The sequence below is a fragment of the Granulicoccus phenolivorans DSM 17626 = NBRC 107789 = JCM 15570 genome (genome assembly GCF_000423085.1).
In the GTDB taxonomy this organism is placed as follows: domain Bacteria; phylum Actinomycetota; class Actinomycetes; order Propionibacteriales; family Propionibacteriaceae; genus Granulicoccus; species Granulicoccus phenolivorans.
Genome location: NZ_KE383975.1, coordinates 24,153 through 43,674, shown reverse-complemented (window position 1 = coordinate 43,674; position 19,522 = coordinate 24,153). Strand labels below are relative to the sequence as shown.

General features: G+C 67.8%; 22 protein-coding genes. 4 read left to right on the top strand and 18 right to left on the bottom strand.

The genetic code is table 11. The features are described from left to right. Nucleotides 1-13: 13 nt before the first annotated feature. On the bottom strand, nt 14-418 hold the full coding sequence (locus G531_RS0118520; protein WP_035759784.1) for a nuclear transport factor 2 family protein: 405 nt from the start codon (nt 416-418) through the stop codon (nt 14-16). Between the two features lie 83 nt (nt 419-501). On the opposite strand from G531_RS0118520, the gene G531_RS25875 reads away from it, so the two are divergent. From G531_RS25875 to G531_RS0118500, 4 genes are all read left to right on the top strand, one after another. Further along, nucleotides 502-651 (top strand): DUF2200 family protein, encoded by a 150-nt coding sequence (locus G531_RS25875; protein WP_345917488.1) that lies wholly within the window; start codon nt 502-504, stop codon nt 649-651. Nucleotides 652-691: 40 nt separating this feature from the next. Next, complete coding sequence (locus G531_RS23930; protein ID WP_035759781.1) at nt 692-1,093, top strand: DoxX family protein; 402 nt, start codon at nt 692-694, stop codon at nt 1,091-1,093. A gap of 16 nt (nt 1,094-1,109) precedes the next feature. After that, entirely contained in the window at nt 1,110-1,481 is a 372-nt protein-coding gene (locus tag G531_RS0118505) for a hypothetical protein (protein ID WP_026928369.1), read from the top strand. A 240-nt stretch (nt 1,482-1,721) separates the two neighbouring features. Further along, nucleotides 1,722-1,982: a hypothetical protein gene (locus G531_RS0118500; protein WP_026928368.1), complete on the top strand. Its 261-nt coding sequence runs from the start codon at nt 1,722-1,724 to the stop codon at nt 1,980-1,982. A 98-nt stretch (nt 1,983-2,080) separates the two neighbouring features. Here G531_RS0118500 and G531_RS0118495 read toward each other — a convergent pair whose 3' ends face one another. From G531_RS0118495 to G531_RS0118415, 17 genes are all read right to left on the bottom strand, one after another. Beyond that, complete coding sequence (locus G531_RS0118495) at nt 2,081-3,703, bottom strand: FAD-dependent oxidoreductase (RefSeq protein ID WP_026928367.1); 1,623 nt, start codon at nt 3,701-3,703, stop codon at nt 2,081-2,083. Then, complete coding sequence (locus G531_RS0118490; protein ID WP_035759777.1) at nt 3,696-4,295, bottom strand: nuclear transport factor 2 family protein; 600 nt, start codon at nt 4,293-4,295, stop codon at nt 3,696-3,698. The genes G531_RS0118495 and G531_RS0118490 overlap by 8 nt, the downstream gene beginning before the upstream one ends. A gap of 61 nt (nt 4,296-4,356) precedes the next feature. After that, on the bottom strand, nt 4,357-4,863 hold the full coding sequence (locus G531_RS0118485; protein WP_026928365.1) for a nuclear transport factor 2 family protein: 507 nt from the start codon (nt 4,861-4,863) through the stop codon (nt 4,357-4,359). Between the two features lie 4 nt (nt 4,864-4,867). Then, the gene (locus G531_RS0118480) at nt 4,868-6,049 is read right to left on the bottom strand and encodes an ABC transporter substrate-binding protein (protein ID WP_026928364.1); all 1,182 of its coding nucleotides are present in this window, start codon (nt 6,047-6,049) and stop codon (nt 4,868-4,870) included. A gap of 79 nt (nt 6,050-6,128) precedes the next feature. Beyond that, entirely contained in the window at nt 6,129-6,941 is an 813-nt protein-coding gene (locus G531_RS23925) for an ABC transporter ATP-binding protein (protein ID WP_081684264.1), read from the bottom strand. Beyond that, nucleotides 6,934-7,668: an ABC transporter ATP-binding protein gene (locus tag G531_RS0118470; protein WP_026928363.1), complete on the bottom strand. Its 735-nt coding sequence runs from the start codon at nt 7,666-7,668 to the stop codon at nt 6,934-6,936. Before G531_RS0118470 ends, G531_RS23925 begins: the two co-directional genes overlap by 8 nt. Continuing rightward, on the bottom strand, nt 7,665-8,648 hold the full coding sequence (locus G531_RS23920) for a branched-chain amino acid ABC transporter permease (protein WP_051215708.1): 984 nt from the start codon (nt 8,646-8,648) through the stop codon (nt 7,665-7,667). The genes G531_RS0118470 and G531_RS23920 overlap by 4 nt, the downstream gene beginning before the upstream one ends. Next, nucleotides 8,645-9,529 carry a branched-chain amino acid ABC transporter permease gene (locus G531_RS0118460; RefSeq protein WP_026928362.1) on the bottom strand — a complete coding sequence of 295 codons (885 nt, stop codon included), beginning with the start codon at nt 9,527-9,529 and terminating at the stop codon, nt 8,645-8,647. Before G531_RS0118460 ends, G531_RS23920 begins: the two co-directional genes overlap by 4 nt. Before the next feature lie 32 nt (nt 9,530-9,561). Then, a complete protein-coding gene (locus tag G531_RS0118455) occupies nt 9,562-10,737 on the bottom strand; it encodes an ABC transporter substrate-binding protein (RefSeq protein ID WP_026928361.1) in 1,176 nt (391 codons plus the stop codon). Nucleotides 10,738-10,895: 158 nt separating this feature from the next. Continuing rightward, complete coding sequence (locus tag G531_RS0118450; RefSeq protein WP_026928360.1) at nt 10,896-12,596, bottom strand: FAD-dependent oxidoreductase; 1,701 nt, start codon at nt 12,594-12,596, stop codon at nt 10,896-10,898. Nucleotides 12,597-12,848: 252 nt separating this feature from the next. Next, nucleotides 12,849-13,583: a FadR/GntR family transcriptional regulator gene (locus G531_RS0118445; RefSeq protein ID WP_026928359.1), complete on the bottom strand. Its 735-nt coding sequence runs from the start codon at nt 13,581-13,583 to the stop codon at nt 12,849-12,851. A gap of 14 nt (nt 13,584-13,597) precedes the next feature. After that, nucleotides 13,598-14,794: a CaiB/BaiF CoA transferase family protein gene (locus G531_RS0118440; protein WP_035759774.1), complete on the bottom strand. Its 1,197-nt coding sequence runs from the start codon at nt 14,792-14,794 to the stop codon at nt 13,598-13,600. Between the two features lie 29 nt (nt 14,795-14,823). Next, nucleotides 14,824-15,984 (bottom strand): acyl-CoA dehydrogenase family protein, encoded by a 1,161-nt coding sequence (locus G531_RS0118435; RefSeq protein WP_026928357.1) that lies wholly within the window; start codon nt 15,982-15,984, stop codon nt 14,824-14,826. A gap of 26 nt (nt 15,985-16,010) precedes the next feature. Next, nucleotides 16,011-16,778 carry an SDR family NAD(P)-dependent oxidoreductase gene (locus tag G531_RS0118430; RefSeq protein ID WP_026928356.1) on the bottom strand — a complete coding sequence of 256 codons (768 nt, stop codon included), beginning with the start codon at nt 16,776-16,778 and terminating at the stop codon, nt 16,011-16,013. A 46-nt stretch (nt 16,779-16,824) separates the two neighbouring features. After that, complete coding sequence (locus G531_RS0118425) at nt 16,825-17,640, bottom strand: amidohydrolase family protein (protein WP_211221908.1); 816 nt, start codon at nt 17,638-17,640, stop codon at nt 16,825-16,827. Then, complete coding sequence (locus G531_RS0118420; protein WP_026928354.1) at nt 17,637-18,389, bottom strand: SDR family NAD(P)-dependent oxidoreductase; 753 nt, start codon at nt 18,387-18,389, stop codon at nt 17,637-17,639. Before G531_RS0118420 ends, G531_RS0118425 begins: the two co-directional genes overlap by 4 nt. Continuing rightward, nucleotides 18,389-19,513 carry an acyl-CoA dehydrogenase family protein gene (locus G531_RS0118415; protein ID WP_026928353.1) on the bottom strand — a complete coding sequence of 375 codons (1,125 nt, stop codon included), beginning with the start codon at nt 19,511-19,513 and terminating at the stop codon, nt 18,389-18,391. Before G531_RS0118415 ends, G531_RS0118420 begins: the two co-directional genes overlap by 1 nt. Nucleotides 19,514-19,522: the final 9 nt, after the last annotated feature.

Sequence of the window (19,522 nt, the reverse complement as noted above, 5' to 3'; positions counted from 1 at the left end):
GCTGGGTGCGGACTCAGTAGGCCTTGTCCAGATCGAGGTGCAGTTTGCCGATTTTGAGGGTGCCCTCGGTCTCGCGGATCTCGGCGCTGTAGACACCGGCGGACAGCAGGTTGATCTCGCCATTTTCGGTCCCCACCAGGGTGAGGTAGTGCCGGGTGGAGTGGATGTTGTTCTCGGTGCCGAGATGCACGAAGTTGGTGTTGATGTGGCGGCGCTGATCGGTCTGCGCGGCCAGCGAGTTGCGCATCAGGTCCATGATCGCGGGGCGACCATCGAAGGAGATCAGGTCGCCGCCGGCGATCCGCAGACTGAACACGGCGTCGTCGGCGAACAGGGTGTCCATCAGCTCCAGATCGGGGGCGTCGTAGGACCAGGAGTAGGTGTTGATGAAGGCGAGGAGGTCGGCGGAGTCAGCCATGGTCAATCCTTTGCGACGGTGAAAAGGGATTCGATTGGTGCTTATTATGCGCATTGATTGGCTGCGGTGTCCAGAGTGAAATGGTGGGTCGGTGGGTCCTGATCCCCGGCGTCATCTGCGGGTACCGGGGCGAAGAGATCGAGAACCCCCTGATGCAGCGGATCCGCCGGCTCGACAAGCTGATCGACGAACTCGCCCGGGGAAAGAAGATGAACTCGATCCTGCGCGGCTGAGGGGGCAGAATCGGCCGGGAAACCAACCAGGGAGAAACCCATGATCAAGTTCATCGCCCGCAGTCTGCTCAGCGGGGTCTTCATCACCGGCGGCCTGAGCGCTGTCAAGGACCCGGGTGGCCGCCCGGGCATGGTCCAGAAGTCCGCCCAGAGCATTGGCATCGATCTGGACGACAAGCAGGCCGAGCTGTTGGTCCGGGTCAACGGTGGGGTGATGGTCGGTGCGGGCGCCACCCTGGCCCTGGGGATCCTGCCGCGGCTGTCCGCCGCCGCGCTGATCTGCTCGTTGATCCCGACCACCCTGGCCGGGCATGCATTCTGGACCTACGACGACCCCGGCGTGGCCGCCCAGCACAAGGGCCAATTCTTCAAGAACCTGTCGAGCATCGGGGGGCTGCTCTACGTCGTGGCCACCGGCAAGGCCAAGAAGTCCGACGACTGAGCCCGCGGGTACCGGGATGCGTGTGCTGGTGGTCGACGCCGCCAATGTCATCGGGTCCCGGCCCGACGGCTGGTGGCGCGACCGACCCGGCGCCGCGGCCCGGCTGCACGCGGCGCTGGTCGCGGCACCGCCCGCGGGGGACGCAGGGTGGGACCTGATCGAGCTCGTGCTGGAGGGCCGGGCGCGTGCCGGCGTACCGGTCGGCACCGAGGGCCGGGTCCACACCGTCCATGCCGCCGGCTCGGGTGATGACGAGATCGTCGTCCGCTGCCGGGCGTACGCGGGGGACGAGGTGACGCTGGCCAGTGCCGATCGCGGCCTGATCGCTCGCGTGCCCGCGGTGACCGTGCTGGGGCCACGCACCCTGCGGGATCTGATCGGACGGTAGGCGAACACCGTCGTTTTGGATGTAGCAGATTCGCCGAGCATCCAGTCAGCGGCACTTTGGGGAGCGTTGTTCGAGGTTTGGAACATCGAGAACGACGTTCCGCTCACGATGACCGCCAAGGCGACCCGATCGAGAGCCGACTATTGGTACGGCGGCTGCCGAAGCGGCGATTTCCGGTGGCACCCGCTACTCTGGTAGCGGTTACTCACTGGTACTCACGCGCCGAGAATGGAGCACCCGATGGCCAAGAATCCCTGGATGAGCGCCTACCTGAGCGCCTGGAACACCGCCGCCAACACTGCCCGCGCCCATGCCACCGCGCAGACCCGGGCGACGCAGAAGCGGGCCCAGAAGCAGCTGACCAATGCCTGGGTCGATGCCTGGGTGGACGCGTTCACCCCGCCGGCGGCGAAGAAGTCCACCACCCGGAAGAAGACGACCGGGGCCAAGCGGACCACTGCCCGCAAGAGCACCGCGCGGAAGACCACCACCAAGCGCTGAGCCACGCCGCAGCCCCGGACCCGTCGGAAGGATCGTGGTCCGGGGCTGCGTCATGTCTACCGGGCGGTGCGGTGCGATTCAGCCGGCGCGGTGTTGGGTCAGGCCGGAGCCCCGGCGACAGCGCGCCCGCACCGGTAGCCGAAGACCATCGCCGGGCCCAGGGTTCCGCCGGCGCCGCCGTAGACCATCCCGGTGGGCGCGGCCATCGCGTTGCCGACCGCCCACAGGCCCTCGATGACACTGCCTTCGACATCGAGAACCTCGCAGTCGACGGTCGTCCGCGGCCCGCCCTTGGTGCCCAGCGTGCTGGAGTACAGCGGCGCGGCGTAGAAGGGCCCTCGGTCGATCGGGCCCAGGGTCGCCAGCGGCCCCGGATAGTGCCGCCGGTCCCCGCACCAGCCGTCGAAGGCCGAGTCGCCGCGGCCGAAGTCGTCGTCGTGGCCCCGGGCCGACAGGTCGTTCCACCGCTGCACCGTCGCGGCAAGTTGTTCCGCGGGCAGACCGAGAGCGCCGGCGAGTTCGGCGAGCGAATCCGCCCGGGTGACCCAGGCCGGCATCTCGCCGCCTGCGGGGACTCCGAAGCCGCCGTACTCGTCGACGAAGCCCTGGTCGAACACGGTCCAGCAGGGCTGGTTCTCGTACCGGAAATGGGTCGGATGGAACTCGTGGAAGGCCCCGCCGAGGGCGTTGTAGTTGGCCGCCTCGTTGGTGAAGCGCCGCCCGTCGCCGTTGACCATGATGGTCCGCGGCAGGGTCCGTTCCCGCTGGACCAATTGGACGCCGTGCAACGCGTACTGGGTGTCCTCGTCGCCGGGCTCGGCGACGACCGGAACCCACCAGGCCTCCCGCATCACGCCGAGTTTGGCGCCGACCTGCATCGCCATCTTGAGCCCGTCGCCGGTGTTGGTCACCGCACCGGTCAGGTGCGAGACCGGGCCGCGCAGGAAGGCGGTAACCAGTTCCGGGTCCCGCTCGAATCCGCCCGTGGCCAGGACGACGCCGCGCCGGGCCCGGGCCTGCGTACCGTCGGCGAACCGCACCCCGACCACCCGGCCCTGCTCGGTGATCAGCCGGATGGCGGCCCGTTCCAGCTGCGGCTCGACACCCCGGTCGAGCAGACCCTTGAGCAGGGCACCCAGCAGCGCCCGGCCCAGTCCTTCCAGGTTCTGGGAGGTCCGTTCGGCCTCCTCCTCCGGCGTCAGAAAGCCGGTGCCGCCGCCGACCGGGGTTTCCCCGACTGCCATCGGGCGCCGGAACCCGAGGAATCGATCCTTCCACTCGCCCAGTTGATCGAAGCAGAACAGCTCCGGCTCGGTCGACCGGCCGCCCCCGGGTTTCCCGCCCGAAAACTCCGGATGGTAGTCGGGGTATCCCGGGACCAACCGCATCCGCAGGGGCGTACGCTGCTCGGCCCACTCCAGCATCGGGTTCACCGATTCCAGGAAGGCCTCGGTGAACTCCGGCAGGATCATCCCGTTCGACAGAGCCGTCAGGTACGCCCGCCCGTCGGCGATCGAGTCGCTCACCCGGTGATCGGCCTGGTACTTGTTCGCCGGCAGCCAGGCCACCCCGCTGCTCAGCGCCGTGGTCCCACCCAGCTTGGCGCCCTTCTCGTAGACCGCCACGCTCGCCCCGGCATCGGCGGCCGCCAGCGCGGTGATCAGCCCGGCGCATCCGGTGCCGAGCACGATCACGTCGACCTCGGGCGCGGAATCACTCATCGCCGGCCTGCCGGTAGTAGGCGCGCAGCCAGTCCAGCTCACCGTTGTGCAGCACCGCCGGCCAGTCCGCCTCGCGCCGGTCGCCGTAACAGCGGTTGCGGTCGGCTCCCTTCATCCCTTCGATGTACTCGTCCTCGCGGATGTAATAGGCGTACGACATGGTGCGGATCGCGAACCGCCAGCCCTCGGGGGTACGCCGGTAGGTGTCCTTGTAGCGCAGCGCGACCTTCATCGTCTCGCCGTTGCGGACCACCTCGGCGCCGCCATTGACCAGTCCGTACGCCACATCCGGGTCGGCAGCGTCGAATCGGGTGATCACCGCGTTCGCCCAGTGGTAGGTGGCTCCGAGCTGGTCGTAGCGACCACCGTAGGTCTCGGTGATGGTGTCCAGCCCGATCGCGTTGAACACTCCGTCCTCGGAGTGCAGTTCGGCATCGGCGGTGAACAGTTGCGGCAGCCCGGACAGATCGCGCTCGTCCATCACATAGCCGTACAGCTGGACGAGGTCCTGGATCGCGAGGCGGTCCTCGACCCGCTGCAGCCGGGCTGCCAGCCGGGTCAGGTCGGTGTCGCTAAATTCGGTGTTGGTCATCGGAGATCTCCTTGAAAGTGCGGATGAGTGGTCGGGCGGTCGCTGCTCAGTCGGTCGCTGCTCAGTCGGTCATGGCGCCGAACGAATCCCGCGCCAGCGGGGCGAGCTGGTCCTCGGCGATCAGCAGGGTCCGGCCGATCAGGATGCGTTTGACCAGGTAGACCCAGCGGCCCTCGTGGTGGACCATGTCGTCGCGATACCGGCCCCACACGTACCGGGCGCCGCCGGACGCGTGGGTGGTGATCGCCAGGAAGCAGGAGTCGACCCGCAGCACACCCGCGGTGTCGGTCTCGCTGACCCGGACGTTGTAGCCGTTGTGCTGGGCGTTCGTCACATCGGAGTCGGCGAAGGCGCGGTAGAGGTCGATCACCGCGTCCCGGCCGGTGCGTGGTCCGTCCTGGCGCTCCAGCACCGCGTCGGGGTGGAACACCTCGGCCAGTCCGGTCAGATCCTTGTGGTCGACGCGGTCCTGGTAGGCGTACAGCAATTGCTCGGCTTCGTGCTGGAGCACGAGTTGGTTGAGTTCGTCCTGGCCGACGAGATCGGCCGGGCCGGTTTCGGTGCTCATCGATTCACTGCCCCTGGATCTTGACAACGGTTTCCTTCTCCCCGTCCCACTGGACGACCTTGCCCGGCACGCGCATGTCGTTGCCGGCGAAGGTGATGGCGCCCATGGCGCCGTCGAAGCCCTGGCCGGCGATCTGGGCGAGGCCCTTGCGGATGCCCTCCCGCGACGAGTCCCCGGAGGCCTTGATCCCCCGAGCGATCCACCAGATGGCGTCATAGCCCTCGGCGCCGTACGCCTTGGGCAGCTCACCGAACTTCGCCTGGAACGCGGCGGTGAACTTCTTCGCTGCCTCGTCGGTCTGACCGGCGGAGAAGTCGACCGGGTAGTAGATGCCGACGGCGTCCTGCCCGGCCTCCTTCATGTTCCCGCCGGCCTGGGCGGTATTGCCCATGAACTTCCCCCGGTAGCCGGCCTGCTTGAACTGCTTCAGGGCGGTCGCGGCCTGGTTGTTCAGAATCGGGATGAACACGGCGTCCGGGCTCGCGGCGGTGATCTGCTGGGTCGGGGTGGTGAAGTCCTGCGTCGAGGACTGCACCGGGACGCTGCTGACGATCGTGATGCCGTGCTTGGCGGCCATCTCCGGAATGTGTTTGGTGCCCAGTTCGGCCAGCGTGGAGAAGGTTGCGTTGTACAGGATCGAGGCGGTCCGGACGTTGTTCTCGGCCAGGTACTCCACCGCCGTCTCGTAGTAGGTGTACATGGGTGCGGTGGCCCGGAAGGTGTAGTCCCCGATGACCACCCCTTCGGCCCCGGCCTGGGTGAACACGATCGGCACCTTGCCGCGCTCGGCCAGGGGGGCCACCGCGGCGGCCTGCTGCCCCGTGGCCGGGCCGATCAGCACCATCGTCTCCTTGTCGGCGATGGCCTTGGTCACCTCGCTGGTGGCGCGTTCGATCTCCCCGGCGGGATCGCGTTTGTCGAAGACGAGCTGAACCCCGGCCCCGAGAAAGCCGGAGGCGTTGATCTCCTCGATGGCCAGCTCGCTGCCCCGGGCCGAGCCCACACCGGCGAAGGCCTGGGCGCCGGTGAGATCCTCCACCGCGGTGATCTTGATGGTTTTGGCGATAGCAGCCGATCCCGCCTGGGCAGAGCTGCTGCCGTTGGCACAGCCGGCCAGCCCGAGCACCCCCAGGCCGCCCAGCGCGAGAGCTCCGCCGAAGAGGGTTCGACGATGGACAGTCACCATTGACTCTTCCTTCCTGTTGCCCGCCCGCGGCGGGGTCCCGAATACGGGCGCGACCACCCGATGGGCAGCCGCGGGTACCTCAGTTGGTGCGGTCGGCGGACGCGTCGTCCTCGGCCGCGTTGAGCGCCTCGGCCAGACCGGTTTCGCCGCGGTCTGCCGCGCCGATGTCGGCCGGGGTTTCGGCGAGCGCCGATTCCCCGAGGAAGGCGTGCACCACGGCCTTGTCGGACTGGGCCACCTCGGCGGTGCCCGACCACACGCTCTCGCCGCGGCTTACCACGACCACGTCGTCGGCGATCCCGAGGCCGGCGTCGGCGTTCTGTTCCACCATCAGCACCCCGATGCCGGAGTCGGCGATGGCGCGTACCTGCTCCATCACCCGCATCACCATGCTCGGGGCGAGCCCCATGGACGGTTCGTCCATCAGGATCACTTCGGGATCCGACATCAGCGCCCGGCCGAAGGCGAGCATCTGCTGTTCGCCGCCGGACAGCAGCCCGGCGGCCCCGTCGCGGCGCTCGTACAGGATCGGGAAGAGCTCATAGATCTTCGCCATCATCTGCGCGTTGTGGGCCTTCGAGGCGGTGTAACCGCCGACCCGCAGATTCTCCTCGACGGTCAGTGGGAAGAAGATCTTGCGCCCCTCGGGCACCAGGGACAGGCCGTGTTTGACGACCACGTGCGGGAACTTGCCCAGGATCTGTTTGCCGTTGATGGTGACCGATCCCTTGGCGTCGCGGAGGAATCCGGTGATCGCGCGCAGGCTGGTCGTCTTGCCGGCGCCGTTGGCGCCCAGCACCAGGGTGATCCGGCCCGCGGTGGCCGACATCGAGACCCCGTGCACCGCGTGGACCGGTCCGTAGCTGACGTGCAGGTCGGTGACTTCAAGCATGCTTCTTCGCCCGCTTCCCCAAGTACGCTTCCTGGACCAGCTCGTCGCGGACGACCTCGTCCGGCTTTCCCTCGGCGATGAGCTTCCCGAAGTTCATCGCGTACATGTAGTCGCAGACGTCGACCATCATGGCGACGTCGTGCTCGATGATGAACTGGGTCAGTCCCTCGGTCTGCAGCAGCCGCATCACTGCGGTGATCTCCTGCCGCTCGTTGGTGTTCATGCCCGCGGTCGGCTCGTCCAGCAGCAGGATCTTCGGATCGCTGACGATGGCCCGGGCGAACTCCACCCGGCGCTGCATGCCGTACGACAGCTCGCTGGGTCGGACCTTCTGGATGGTGTGGATCCGGACCAGCTCCATCACGTAATCGGCCCGTTCGGCGATCTCGGCCCGGGACTTCCGGGTGGTGTCGGCCCCGAGCAGGACGTTGTCGCGGACGGTCCGGTCCTCCAGCAGCCGGACGGTCTGGAACGTACGCCCGACCCCGAGATGGTGCACCCGGGAGGCCGACACATTCGCGTACGAGCGACCCTCGAAGAGGATGTCCCCGCGGGTGGCGGGGGTGAGTCGGGTGATCGCCCCGAGCAGCGTGGACTTGCCCGAGCCGTTGGGCCCGAGCACACCGTAGATGCTGCCCTCCTGCAGGCTGAGGGAGATTCCGTCGACCGCCTTCACGCCGCCGAAGTGCACGGCAAGGTCACGGACCTCCAGCAACGGCGTACTCATGACTCCTCCTTGGTGGTGCTCGCCGGCCGGCGGTTCGGCGTACGCCCGCCCACCCCGGCCGGGAGGGCCGTCTCGGCGATGCTGATCGAGTGCGGGTCCTGGTCCGGACCGATCACGCCGGCAGCCTTCTTGGCTCTGCTGCTCTGCCAGCGGTGGATCAGGTCCCGGATCACGCCGAGAATCCCCTTGGGCAGGAAGATCGCCGCGAGAGTGACCAGGACGCCGTAGATGAGTTCCTCCCACTCGGACACGAAATCCAGCCAGGTCGGCAGCCAGACGAAGATGATCGAGCCGATCAGGGCCCCGACCCAGGAGCCCGAGCCGCCGACCACGATGACGGTCAGTGCGAGCACCACGAGATGGAAGTTGACCTCCTCCGGGGTGATGGTGGACCGGGTCAGGGTGGTGATGCCGCCGGCCAACCCGCCGATCAGCCCGCTGACGGCGAAGGAGATGCGGCGGTACCGGGTCACCGAGATGCCCAGGGAGTTGGCCAGTTCGGGGTCTTCGCGGACCGTGTCGAGCTGGCGTCCGAGGCTGCCCAGTTCGGTGAAGGTCAGCAGCGCGACCACCACCAGGACGACCAGGGCCACCCCTTCCAGGGTGATGTCACCCAGCGCACCGAAGATGCCGGAGGCCCCGCCGGTCAGTTCGCCGCCGTTGATGGCCAGCACCGCCACGATCAGGGTGAAGGCGATGGTCGCCATGCCCAGATAGAGGCCGGTGAGTTTGCCGATCAGCAGCCCCAGCAGGAAGACGACGACCGCCCCGGCAAGGGCGCCGATCGCGATCGCGGGGATGGTCTCCAGCTGCCACTTGGTCATCCCGATCGCAGCCAGGTAGCCGCCGATCCCGAAGGCGCCGATGCCGGCGAAGGAGAACACGCCCACCCGCATCGAGACCTGAATGCTGAGGGCGAGCAGCAGGGTGGTGAGCGTGGTCTGCAGCAGCACCGAGTTCGAGTTGTACCAATCGATCATGTTCGGCGTACCTCCTTGCGGCCGAGGATGCCCTGCGGGCGCAGCAGCAGGACGATGAAGATCAGCCCGAACGACACCGCGTCGACCCAGCTGCCGAGGTTGGCCTTGAGTACGAGGGTTTCGACGGTGGCCAGGATGAACGAACCGATGAAGGCGCCGGTCATCGACCCGAGTCCCCCGAGCACGATGATCGCGAAGGCCTTGATGATCAGTTGGTCGCCGGTCTCGGGGGCGATGGCGCGGAGCTGGATGGTCAGCAGCGCGCCGGCCAGGCCCGCCAGGCCACCGGCGACCGCCATGGTGCCGATGGACAGGAAGAACTGGTTGATGCCCATCCCGGCGGCGGTCTCGGAGTCCACGCCGATGGCGCGCAGGGCCAGGCCCTGCTTGGAGCGGCGCAGCCAGAAGATGATCCCGAGGCCGAGACCGATGCCGGCGATCAGCACGATCAGGCTGGTCGAGCTGAGCCGGAACAGGCCCAGGTCCCACACCACGTCCTGATAGGTGGTGTTGATCCCGAACGGGGCGGAGTGGGTCATCCGCTGCGCGATCGCCAGCGGGATGGAGGCCACTCCGATGCCCCCGATCAGAATCCGGGTTTCCGCGGTGGTGATGTTCCGCGACCTGTGGATGATCGGTTGGAACGCGAAAACCTGGGTGGCGACCGAGATCAAGGCCCCGGTGAGCACCGAGATGAGCAGGGCCAGCGGCAGCGGCAGGGCGAATGCCTGCGACACCAGGTGCGCGACGAACGCGCTGAACATGAACGTCGCGCCATGGGCGAAGTTCAGGATGCCGATGGTTCCCCACGCAAGAGCCATGCCCAGCGCGAACAATAGGTAGACAGACCCGAGTTGGGCCGCATTCAAGACGTCTTGCACGGGGAGTCCCCTCGCTCAGCTGTGGTGGTCGGTCACGGGGCCAGGGTTTCGGCGGTGCCGTCCCACTTGATCATCACGCCCGGGACACGCATGTCGTTGCCCTCGAAGGTCAGCTTGCCCATCGCCCCTTCGAACCCCTCGCCGGCGACCTGCTTGAGGCCCTTCTGAATGCCCTGGCGGCTGGAGTCACCGGAGGCCTTGATCCCCCGGGCGATCCACCAGATCGAGTCGTAACCCTCGGCGGCGTAGTTGTCCGGCAACTTGTTGAACTTGGCTTGGTACGCCTTGGCGAACGCGACTGCCTTCGGATCGGTCTGGGCGTAGGAGAAGTCGGTCGGATAGACCAGTCCCTTCGCCGCGTCCCCGGCCGGAGCGATGTTTCCCGCGCCCTGCACCGAGGTCGCCACCGCCTGACCGGTGTAGCCGGCCTGCCGCAGCTGGTTCAGGAAGGTGACCGACTGCGCGGCATTCAGCAGGACGTTGACCGCCTTCGGGTTGGCCTGGGCGATCTGCTGCGCCGGGCCGGTGAAGTCCTGGGTATTGGTCTGCACGGCGATCTTGTTGCTGATGGTGATCCCGTTCTGCTGGGCCAGGGGCGGGAAATGGGTGTCGGCCAACTGTGCAAACGTCGGGAACTGCGCGTTGTAGACGATCACGGTGTCGGTCAGGCCCTGGGCCTTCATCCATTCCGCGGCGCGGTGATAGTAGGTCTCCATCGGCGCCGTGCCCCGGAAGGTGTAGTCGCCGATCACCACGCCGGAGGAGCCGGCCTGGGTGAAGACGGTCGGCACCTTCTGCCGCTCGACCAGCGGCGCGACCGCGGCGGCCTGCTGCGAGGCGGCGGGGCCGATGATCGCCACGATGTCCTTGTTGCCCATCATCTTGGTCATCTCGGAGGTGGCTCGTTCGATCTCGAAGGCGGAGTCGACCTCGTCGATGCTCACCTTGACGCCCTGGCCCAGGAAGGCCGAGTCGTTGATCTCCTGAATCGCGATCTCGGCGCCGTTCTTGGCACCGACCCCGGCGTAGGCGACCGGACCGGTGAGGTCGTGCACCGCGCCGAGCTTGATCTCCTGAGCGATGGCGCCACCGCCGGCGGCGGTGGACGCGGAACTGGTGCTGCTGCCGCCACCACAGGCGGTCACCAACGCCATCGTCCCGATGGTCAGGGCGGCCGCGACGATCCGGCCGATTTTCTGGTTCTTCATTGGATGTTCCTCCCCAACCCCCCGCCCGACGGGCGGGGGCGCGGTTTCTGCGCCGGATGCCGGATCGGCCGGGCACCCGGGATACCGGTCCGGGTCGCAGGACCCCGGACCCGGCCGCCTCGCGACCGTGGTCGTCGGGCCGGAGGCGGTGTGGTCGGTCAGGCGGGGATGGGGTGTCCGCCCAACTCGTGGCTGATCAGGTACGCCAGGGTGATGCCTCGCCCGAGCGCGAGGCCGGAGTTGTACGCCGTCCCGGTATGGGTCAGCGCGGCCACGGAGCCGGCGGCGTACAGGCCCGGGATGGGCTGCCGATCGGCGTCGAGCACGTGCCCGTCCCCGTCGATGTGTACGCCGCTGGTCCCGATTCCCGTACCCACGAACTTGAGTCGGATGCCGTGGAAGGGCCCCTTCTCGATCGTGCCGAGCACCGGGCTGGGCTTGTTGTTCGGGTCACCGGCGAACTTGTTGACGTAGGTGACGGTGCCGCGGCCGAAGTCGGGATCCTCGCCCCGGGCGGCGTTGGCGGAGAACACCTTGGCAGTGTCGGTCAGGCGGTTCCCGTCGATGCCGAGCTTGTCGCCCAGTTCGGCCAGGGTGTCGGCACTGACCACCCAGCCCTCCGGGTACTCGCCCCCGGGCGGCGTCGCGGCCAGGCCGTACTTCATGCGGTGCTGCTCGTCCCAGATCAGGAAGAACGGCAGGTGCTTGTCGTCGGGGTTCAGCGTCTTCTTGACGATGTCGGGCCAGAACGAGTCATTGCAGTAGCGCTGGCCGGTCCGGTCGACGATCATGCAGTGCGGCATGGCGTACTCGGGGCCGTAGCCGTAACCGGTACCCACCTGGGACCTCCAGCCCGGCAGGATGGGCGTCGCGGTCGGGGGGATCTTGAACAACTGGCCGCCCACCTGCTGGGCCAGCTTGATGCCGTCGCCGGCCACGCTCTCCGGAGCGACCGAGCCCCAGTCCTCCGGCTCCAGACCGAGGACCTCACGGACCAGATCGGGATCCCAGTCGTAGGTGCTGGTGCACAGCACCACCGGGCCACGGAACTCGTCCCCAGCGGCGGTGCGGGCCCCGATCACGCGGCCGTTCTCCTGGAGCAGTTCGGTCACCGGGGACCCGGTGCGGATCTCGATGTTCTGCTCCCGGATGGCTCGGTTCAGGAAGCTGGCGACCACGCCGGTGCCGTAGGTGAGCGGGTCGTCCTCGCCCTGGTTCTCGGTGGGATGCGAGCCATCGGCGATCCCGAAGGCGGGCAGGCCGACGTGGCCGTGTTTGGTGGCTTCCTTCTCCCCCTCCTCGTCGACATACGTGGCCCGCCGGCCCTTGCCGAGCAGATCGGCGTAGGTCTTGCCGACCGGGAAGTAGGGGCTGTAGCGCAGCTTCTGGCGCCATTCGCCGAGTTCGGAGCCGTCGATGAGTTCGTTGGTCAGGTAGCGGCCCTCACCGAGCGCCCCCTTGGCCTCGTTGTGGTAATCAGCCAGCCCCGGGATCACGGTCCAGCGGATGGCTCCGTTGTCCTCCCAGTACTTGATCGCCTCGGGCGACTGCTGCACCCAGCGCTTCAGGGCGGCCCGGTCGAGCACCTCGGGGTGGGATTCCTCGGCGACCTCGGTGAAGTAGGTCTCGGTCAGCTCCAGCGAATCCGGGCCGTACCCCTCGCGCTGCGCGACGTGATTGTTGCCGCACCAGATCTGGCCGCCGGAGTAGGCCGCCGCCCCGCCGACCAGCTCGGCAGCCTCCAGCACGACGACCGGCAGCCCCTGCAGGGCTGATCCGATGGCGGTGGCCAGACCCGAGAGCCCGGCTCCGACCACGATGACTTTTTCTCCGGCAGCGGTATCCACAGTGACACCCACAGCTTGCTCCTGACTTCCTCGGCAGATCAAAGCGTTGATAATGATGATAATGATTTAGCCGAGCGTTGGGAAGTGTCCGAGAAGATTCCTTGGGATGAATATCATCGATACAGCGTTGGATGCCGAGCCGGCTGGCCGCTGACGCCACAAGTGGTCCGATCCTGCCTCCAGATGCCCGCAATCAGCCGAAATCGACGAGCTGGCAGCGTCTGGAGTCAGGATCGGACCACTACGTGAGTCTGTGCTGTGCTTTCACGGCCCCCAGGTGATCGTTTGCGTCATTACCTCGGGGTACTTCTTCTGGAAGTAGGTCATGCCCTGGCCGATGTGTTCATTCATCGCCTCCCAGGAAGCGTCGGCGTCGCGTCGCATGATCGCCTCCAGGATCTGGGTGTGCGATGCCAGCGCCGCCTCGCGCCGGCGCAGCGGGTAGTCCACCCCCATCGATGTCCCGTCGAGGATCCCCATCATCGCGTCGAGCAGGAACCCGTAGACCGGATTCTGGGACCCCCACGCCAGCATGTCGTGGAATTCCCGGTTCGTGTGCAGGAAGATCTGGTGGTCGTTGATGTTCTCCCGCATCTGGTCGACCGAGGCCGCGAGCGCGTCCAGCCCCTCGTCGGTCAGCCGCTGGGAGGACAGCCGGGCGAACAGCGGCTCCAGATCCATCCGCGCCTCGACGATGGAGGAGAACGTCGCCCCCTCGAACTGCAGCAGCAACAGCATCGCCGCGGCCAGGGTCGAGGCGTCCGGTTTCTCCACCGTCGGACCGCCACCGGGGCCGGGCTTCAGCGAGATGACGTTCTGCAGTTCCAGGAACCGCAGCGCCTCGCGCAGGGTGCCCCGTCCCACCTGGTAGTCCTCGAGCATGATCCGTTCCGGGGGCAGCCGGTCACCGATGTGATAGTCGTTGCGCCGGATGTCCTCCACGATCCGCCGGGACAGGATCAGGGCGGTCTTCTGCGGTCGACTCGCATGGAGGCTCATCGATGCTCCTCGGGTCATGCTGCGGGAACCACACCCGCAGCAGCCAACTGGTCGTACTCGTCTGCGGTCAGGCCGGCAACAGTGGTCAGCACCTCATGGCTGTGTTCTCCGACCTGTGGGACGAAATCATACGCAGGATTGTCGGATCCGCTCATGTGCAACACCGGGCCGGGCACCTTTCCGGTGAATGCGTCGCTGGTCAGGTCCTGGAGCGTACGCAGGTTGAAGTGCGGGTCGTCGGCGATGTCGGAGGAGTCGTTGACCGCCGAACCGACGACCTCGTAGTCCTCCAGGATCTGCAGCACCTGGGCCCGCGGCATCGAGGCGACCCAGTCCCGCACGATCTGCTGGACCTCGTCGTTGTGCTGCATCCGGGCGGCGTTGGTGGCGTAGCGCGGATCGGTCTTCATGTCGGGGCGGCCCATCGCGTCGAACAGGCGCATCGCGATGTTCTGCGCCGAGGCCGCGATCGACATCCACGCTCCGTCCCCGGCCTGGTAGATGCCCCGCGGGGACGCCGCTCCCGAGGAGTTGCCCACCCGCTGGGAGATGAAGCCGTCGACGGTGTATCGCAGCACCGCGTCCCCGAGGATGAACATCAGCGGCTCGTACAGCGCGACGTCCACCTCCCGGCCGCCCTCCCCGCGCTCGCGGGCGAACAGCGCCATGGCTGTCCCGTACGCCGCGGAGATCCCGGCAATCGAATCGGCGAACCCGAACGGCGGCGCGGTCGGCGGGGTCTCCGGCCAGCCGTTCAGGAAGGCGAAGCCGGACAGCGCCTCGGCGATGGTGCCGAAGCCGGGTCGCGCCTTGTAGGGTCCGGTCTGCCCGAAACCGCTCACCCGGGTCAGGATGATGTTCGGGTTGACCTGCTGCAGGGCCTCGTAGCCGAGCCCCCACTGCTCCAGCCGCCCGGGCCGGAAAGATTCGACGACCACATCGACCCGGGCGACGAGTTTCAGCACCACGTCCCGACCGGCGTCGGTGCGCAGATCGATGGCGACCGACTTCTTGCCGGCGTTCAGCCGGGCGAAGCCGATCGAGGCGCCGTTGTGCTGCGGCTGCCATTGGCGGGCCATGTCCCCGTGGGTGGGGTCCTCGACCTTGATCACCTCGGCGCCGAAGTCCAGCAGCATCCGTGCGGACGTGGGTGCGGCGTACATTGATCCGAGTTCGAGAACCCGGATCCCGTTCAGGGGTGCCTTGTTCATAGTGTTCCGTTCCTGCCTGTCCCGGCGCGTCAGTAACTGCGCGGCAGGCCGAGGACATGCTCGGCCATGTAGTTGAGGACCATCTCCTGGCTGATCGGGGCGATCCGGTTCAGCCGAGCCTCGCGGAAGTAGCGTTCCACGTGGTACTCCTTGGCGTACCCGTAGCCGCCGTGCACGTTGATCGCGACATCGGCGGCGTTGAAGCCGGCCTCGGAGGCGAGGAATTTCGACATGTTCGCCTCCTTGCCGCAGGGCTTGCCGTTGTCGACCAGCCAGGCCGCCTGCTGGCAGACCAGGTTCGCCGCGTCGAGCCGGATCTTGGCGTCGGCGAGCTGCCCGGAGATGAGTTGGTTCTGCCCGATGGGTCGGCCGAAGACGACCCTTTGTTTGGCGTACTCGGTGGCCCGACGCAGGGACGCGTAGCCCAGCCCCAGGGCGGCATTCGCGGCGACGACCCGTTCGGCGTTCAGGCCGGTCAGGATCACCTTGAAGCCCTCCCCCACGTTGCCGATCACGTCCTCGTCGGCGACGAACAGGTTGTCGATGAACAGTTCGTTGGTGTCCACCGCCGAACGGCCCATCTTCGGGATCTCCCGGATGGTGACCGCCTCGGGATCCATCGTCGCGAACATCAGGCTGAGCCCGCGGTGGGCCTTGCCCTCGCGTGGGGAGGTGCGGCACAGCAGGAACATCCGTTCGGCCTCCTGGGCCTTGGAGATGAACACCTTCTGTCCGCTGATCCGCCAGCCGCCGTCGACCTTGGTCGCCTGGGTCTTCAGGTTGAGCGTGTCGGTGCCGGCATCGGGTTCGGTGACCGCGAAGGCCACGTGCAGGTCCCCGGCGGCGGCGCGCGGCAGGTATTTCTGCTTCATCTGTTCCGAGCCGTGCTTGATCATCGGCTCGAACCCGAAGATGTTGATGTGCACCGCGGAGCAGCCGCTCATCCCGGCCCCGGCCGCGGAGATCTCCTGCTCCACGATGGAGGCCTCGGTCACGCCCAGGCCGGCCCCGCCGTACTCCTCGGGAATGTTCAACCCGAGCCAGCCCGCCTTCGCGACCGCGTGGTAGAACTCCCACGGGAACTCCCCGGCGGTGTCCTGACGCATCCAGTAGTCGTCATCGAAGGGCTTCATCATGTCCCGGACGGCCTTGCGGATGTCCTCGTGGGTCTCGTCGACGTTGAAGTCCATGTCGTTCTCTCTTCTCGTACGCCGGGTCAGTCGCGCGGGGTCATCCGCAGCGCGCCGTCGAGGCGGATCACTTCGCCGTTGAGGTACGGGTTCTCCACGATCTGGCGGGCCAGCATCCCGAACTCCTCGGGGCGACCCAGCCGGCGCGGATGCGGGATCGGGTCGGCCAGCGTCGCGCGGGCCTGCTCCGGCACGTTGGCCAGGATCGGGGTGTCCATCACGCCCGGGGCGATGGTGCACACGCGTACGCCCTTGCTGGCCAGGTCGCGGGCGGCGACCAGGGTCATCCCGATGATGCCGGCCTTGGAGGAGGCGTACGGGGTCTGCCCGATCCGGCCCTCGTACCCGGCCGCCGAGGAGGTGAGCACCACCACGCCGCGCTCGGAGTCCAGCGGTTCCTGCTTGGCCAGGCGCGCGGCGGCCTGACTGAGCACGTTGAACGACCCGACCAGGTTCACCTTGACGACCATCTCGAAGAACTCCAGCGATCCCGGGTTGCCCGCCTTGTCGACGATCCGCATGGTGCCGCCGCGGCCGGCGCAGTGCACCACGCCGCGGAACTCACCGAGTTCCTCGGCCACGTCCAGGGCGGCGGCGACCGCGGCCGGATCGGTCACATCGGCCGGGGCGAAGCGGGCGTTGGCCCCCAGTTCGGCGGCCACGTCGGCCCCCGCGGAGCCGGGCAGGTCGAGCAGGACGACCTTGCCGCCCTGCTCCAGCAGGGCCTTGGCCGAGGCCAGGCCGAGGCCCGAGGCGCCTCCGGTGACCACGAATGACTTGTCCTTGATCTGCATGTCTGGTTCTCCTGCGTTGGTGCGGAACTGGTCGGGTGCCGGGGCCTCAGGCCTGCGCGGCCTTGATGTTTTCGCCGTTGATCCACCGGTTCAGGTTCTCCCCGAGGATCCCGTCGACTTCCTCGGTGGTGAGCCCGAGGTTGCGGACCACGTCCATTTCGACCGCCGGATCAGACATCGGCCAGTCGGAGCCGAACACGACCCGGTGCACGCCGTGGCGGCGGATGGTCTCGACCACGCGCTCCTTCTGCAGGTCGCTGAGCGTGGGTGGCCAGCTGGTCTCCAGTACGACGTTCTTGCCGACGACGAGTTCGTTGGCCTCGTCGAAGCGATGGAACCCGCCGAAGTGGGTGGCGACCAGGCGCAGTTCGGGGAAGTTGTCGGCGATGTCGGCGATCATCTGCGGGGTGGCGAGCTCGTCGGTCTCCGGCGTACCGCCCTTGCCGACGTGCGCGATCACCGGGATCTCGTCACCGAAGGCCTCCAGCAGCGCCCAGATCCGTTCGTCGTCGAGGCGGAACTTCTGGAACAGCGGGTGCAGTTTCACCCCGACCACGTTGTTGCGGCGCAGGCTGTCGAGGTTCTCCTCGACGCTCAGTTCGGGGTGCACGGTGCCGAACGGGATCATCCGCGCGGAGTTGAGGGCACCGATGAACTCGTTGGTGCGGTGGACGTGCCGGGCGTGGTCGGCGATGCCCATCACGACGGTCTTGTCGATCCCGCAGCGCTCGAGGCTGGTCTCGAGGCCGCTGACCGTGCCGTCGAAGCCGGCTTCCATGAACGAGACCCGGCCGGCGAGGGCCTTGGCGGCGATCTTGTCGGGCCAGACGTGACAGTGCGCGTCGAAAATGATGCTGCTCACAGTTTTCCTGCCTCTCCGCCGTCGATGACGTAGGTCGAACCGGTGATGAAATCGGAGCCGGCCGAGGCCAGCAGGACCGCCAGGGGGACGATCTCGGTCGGGTCCCCCATCCGCTTGGCCGGGATCCGCCGGACCCGCTTGTGCAGCAGGTCCGGGTCGTCGGTGACGGCCTTCTGCGCCTCGGTGCTGAACGCGCCGGGAGCGATGGTGTTGACCTGGATGTTGTGCCGGGCCCATTCGGCAGCCAGGGATTCGGTGAAGCGCATCACCGCTCCCTTGGAGGTGCTGTACGCCACCAGCCCGGGCTTCCCGCGTACGCCGGTGGTCGAGGCGATGTTGATGATCTTGCCGCCACCGGTGGCGACCATGTGGTTCCCGGCGGCCTGGGCCAGCAGCATCGGCGCGATCACGTTGATCTCGAGGGTCCGCCGCCACACGTCGGGGTCGTGCACCAGGAAGTCACCGGCCGGGGCGACACCGGCGTTGTTGACCAGGATGTCGATCCTGCCGTGCTCAGCCACGATCCGGTCGATGGCCGGCTGCAGCGAGTCCGGGGCGGCGACGTCGAGTTCCAGCGCGGACAGCCGCGCCGGGTCGCTCGCCACCACATCGGCCAGCTGGTCGACACTGCGGGCGGCACAGATCACCGTCGCGCCGGCCGCGGCGTACCCCCGGGCGATCGCGGCCCCCAGGCCACGCGAGGCGCCGGTGACCAGGGCCACCTTTCCTTCGAGTACCCCCGTCGACATCAGTTGGCTCCCTTCGCCAGGACCTTGGCCAGCGAGTCGAGGACGACTTCGGTGCCGCCCTCATAGACCCGCATCGGCCGGGTTTCGCGGTACGCGCGCTCGACGATCGAGTCGCGGATCAGGCCGGCGCGGCCCATCGTCTGCAGGCAGTTGTCGGCGACCCGGCCGGCGGTCTCGGTCGCGACCACCTTGGCCATCGAGGACAGGTCGAGCGCGGCCCGCGGATCCTTCGCGGCCTGCTCGGCGGCGTGGTAGGTGAACTGGCGCGCGGCCTCCAGCTCGGCCCAGGAGCGGGCGAGCAACTGGCCGACGGCACCGATCTCGATCAGTGGCCGGCCGAACTGCTTGCGGGCCGTGGTGTAGCGCACCGCCTCGTCGAGCGCGGCCTGGGCGACGCCGACCGCGGCACCGGCCACCGAGACCCGGAAGGAGCCGAGGGTGGCGAACACCAGCGACCAGGCCTTGCCCGGGGCGCCGAGCCGGTGCGAGACCGGGAGCCGGACATCGGTCAGGGTGATGTCGCCGAGCAGGTGCGGGGCGATGATCGTCGGGGTGTCGGTGACGCTGACGCCGGGGGCATCCGAGGGGATGAGCACCATCGAGTAGCCGTCGCCCTCCTTGACCAGCGTCGACCAGAACCCGGCCCAGCGACCGTTGGAGATCCACGACTTCTTGCCGTTGATCACCAACTCATCGCCCTGCTGGACCATGGTCGTGGAGACGTTCTTCAGGTCGGAGCCGGCCTCATCCTCGGTCAACGCCAGCCCGGCGAAGACCTCCATCGTGGCGACTTTGGGCAGCCAGTGCTGCTTGATCTCCTCGGTACCGCCACGGACCAGCGACATCGCGCCGATCCCCTGCATGCAGAACTGGGTATCCAGGTGGGCGCTGACGCCCATCAGGATCTCCCGGACCAGGGTGACCGCGAGCGTGTCGACCCCGTCCTGGCGGCCCCCGTACGCCTGCGGCACCACCAGCCCGGCCAGCCCGGACTCGGCCAGGGCGGCCTGCATCCCGCGGTGGGGTTCGGTGGCCTCATCGGCCTCGGCGGCGACATCGCGGAACCGGTCGGCGACGCGGCGGGCCTCCTCCTGGATCGCCCGGTGGGCGGCACTGATCTCCATGGCTGCTCC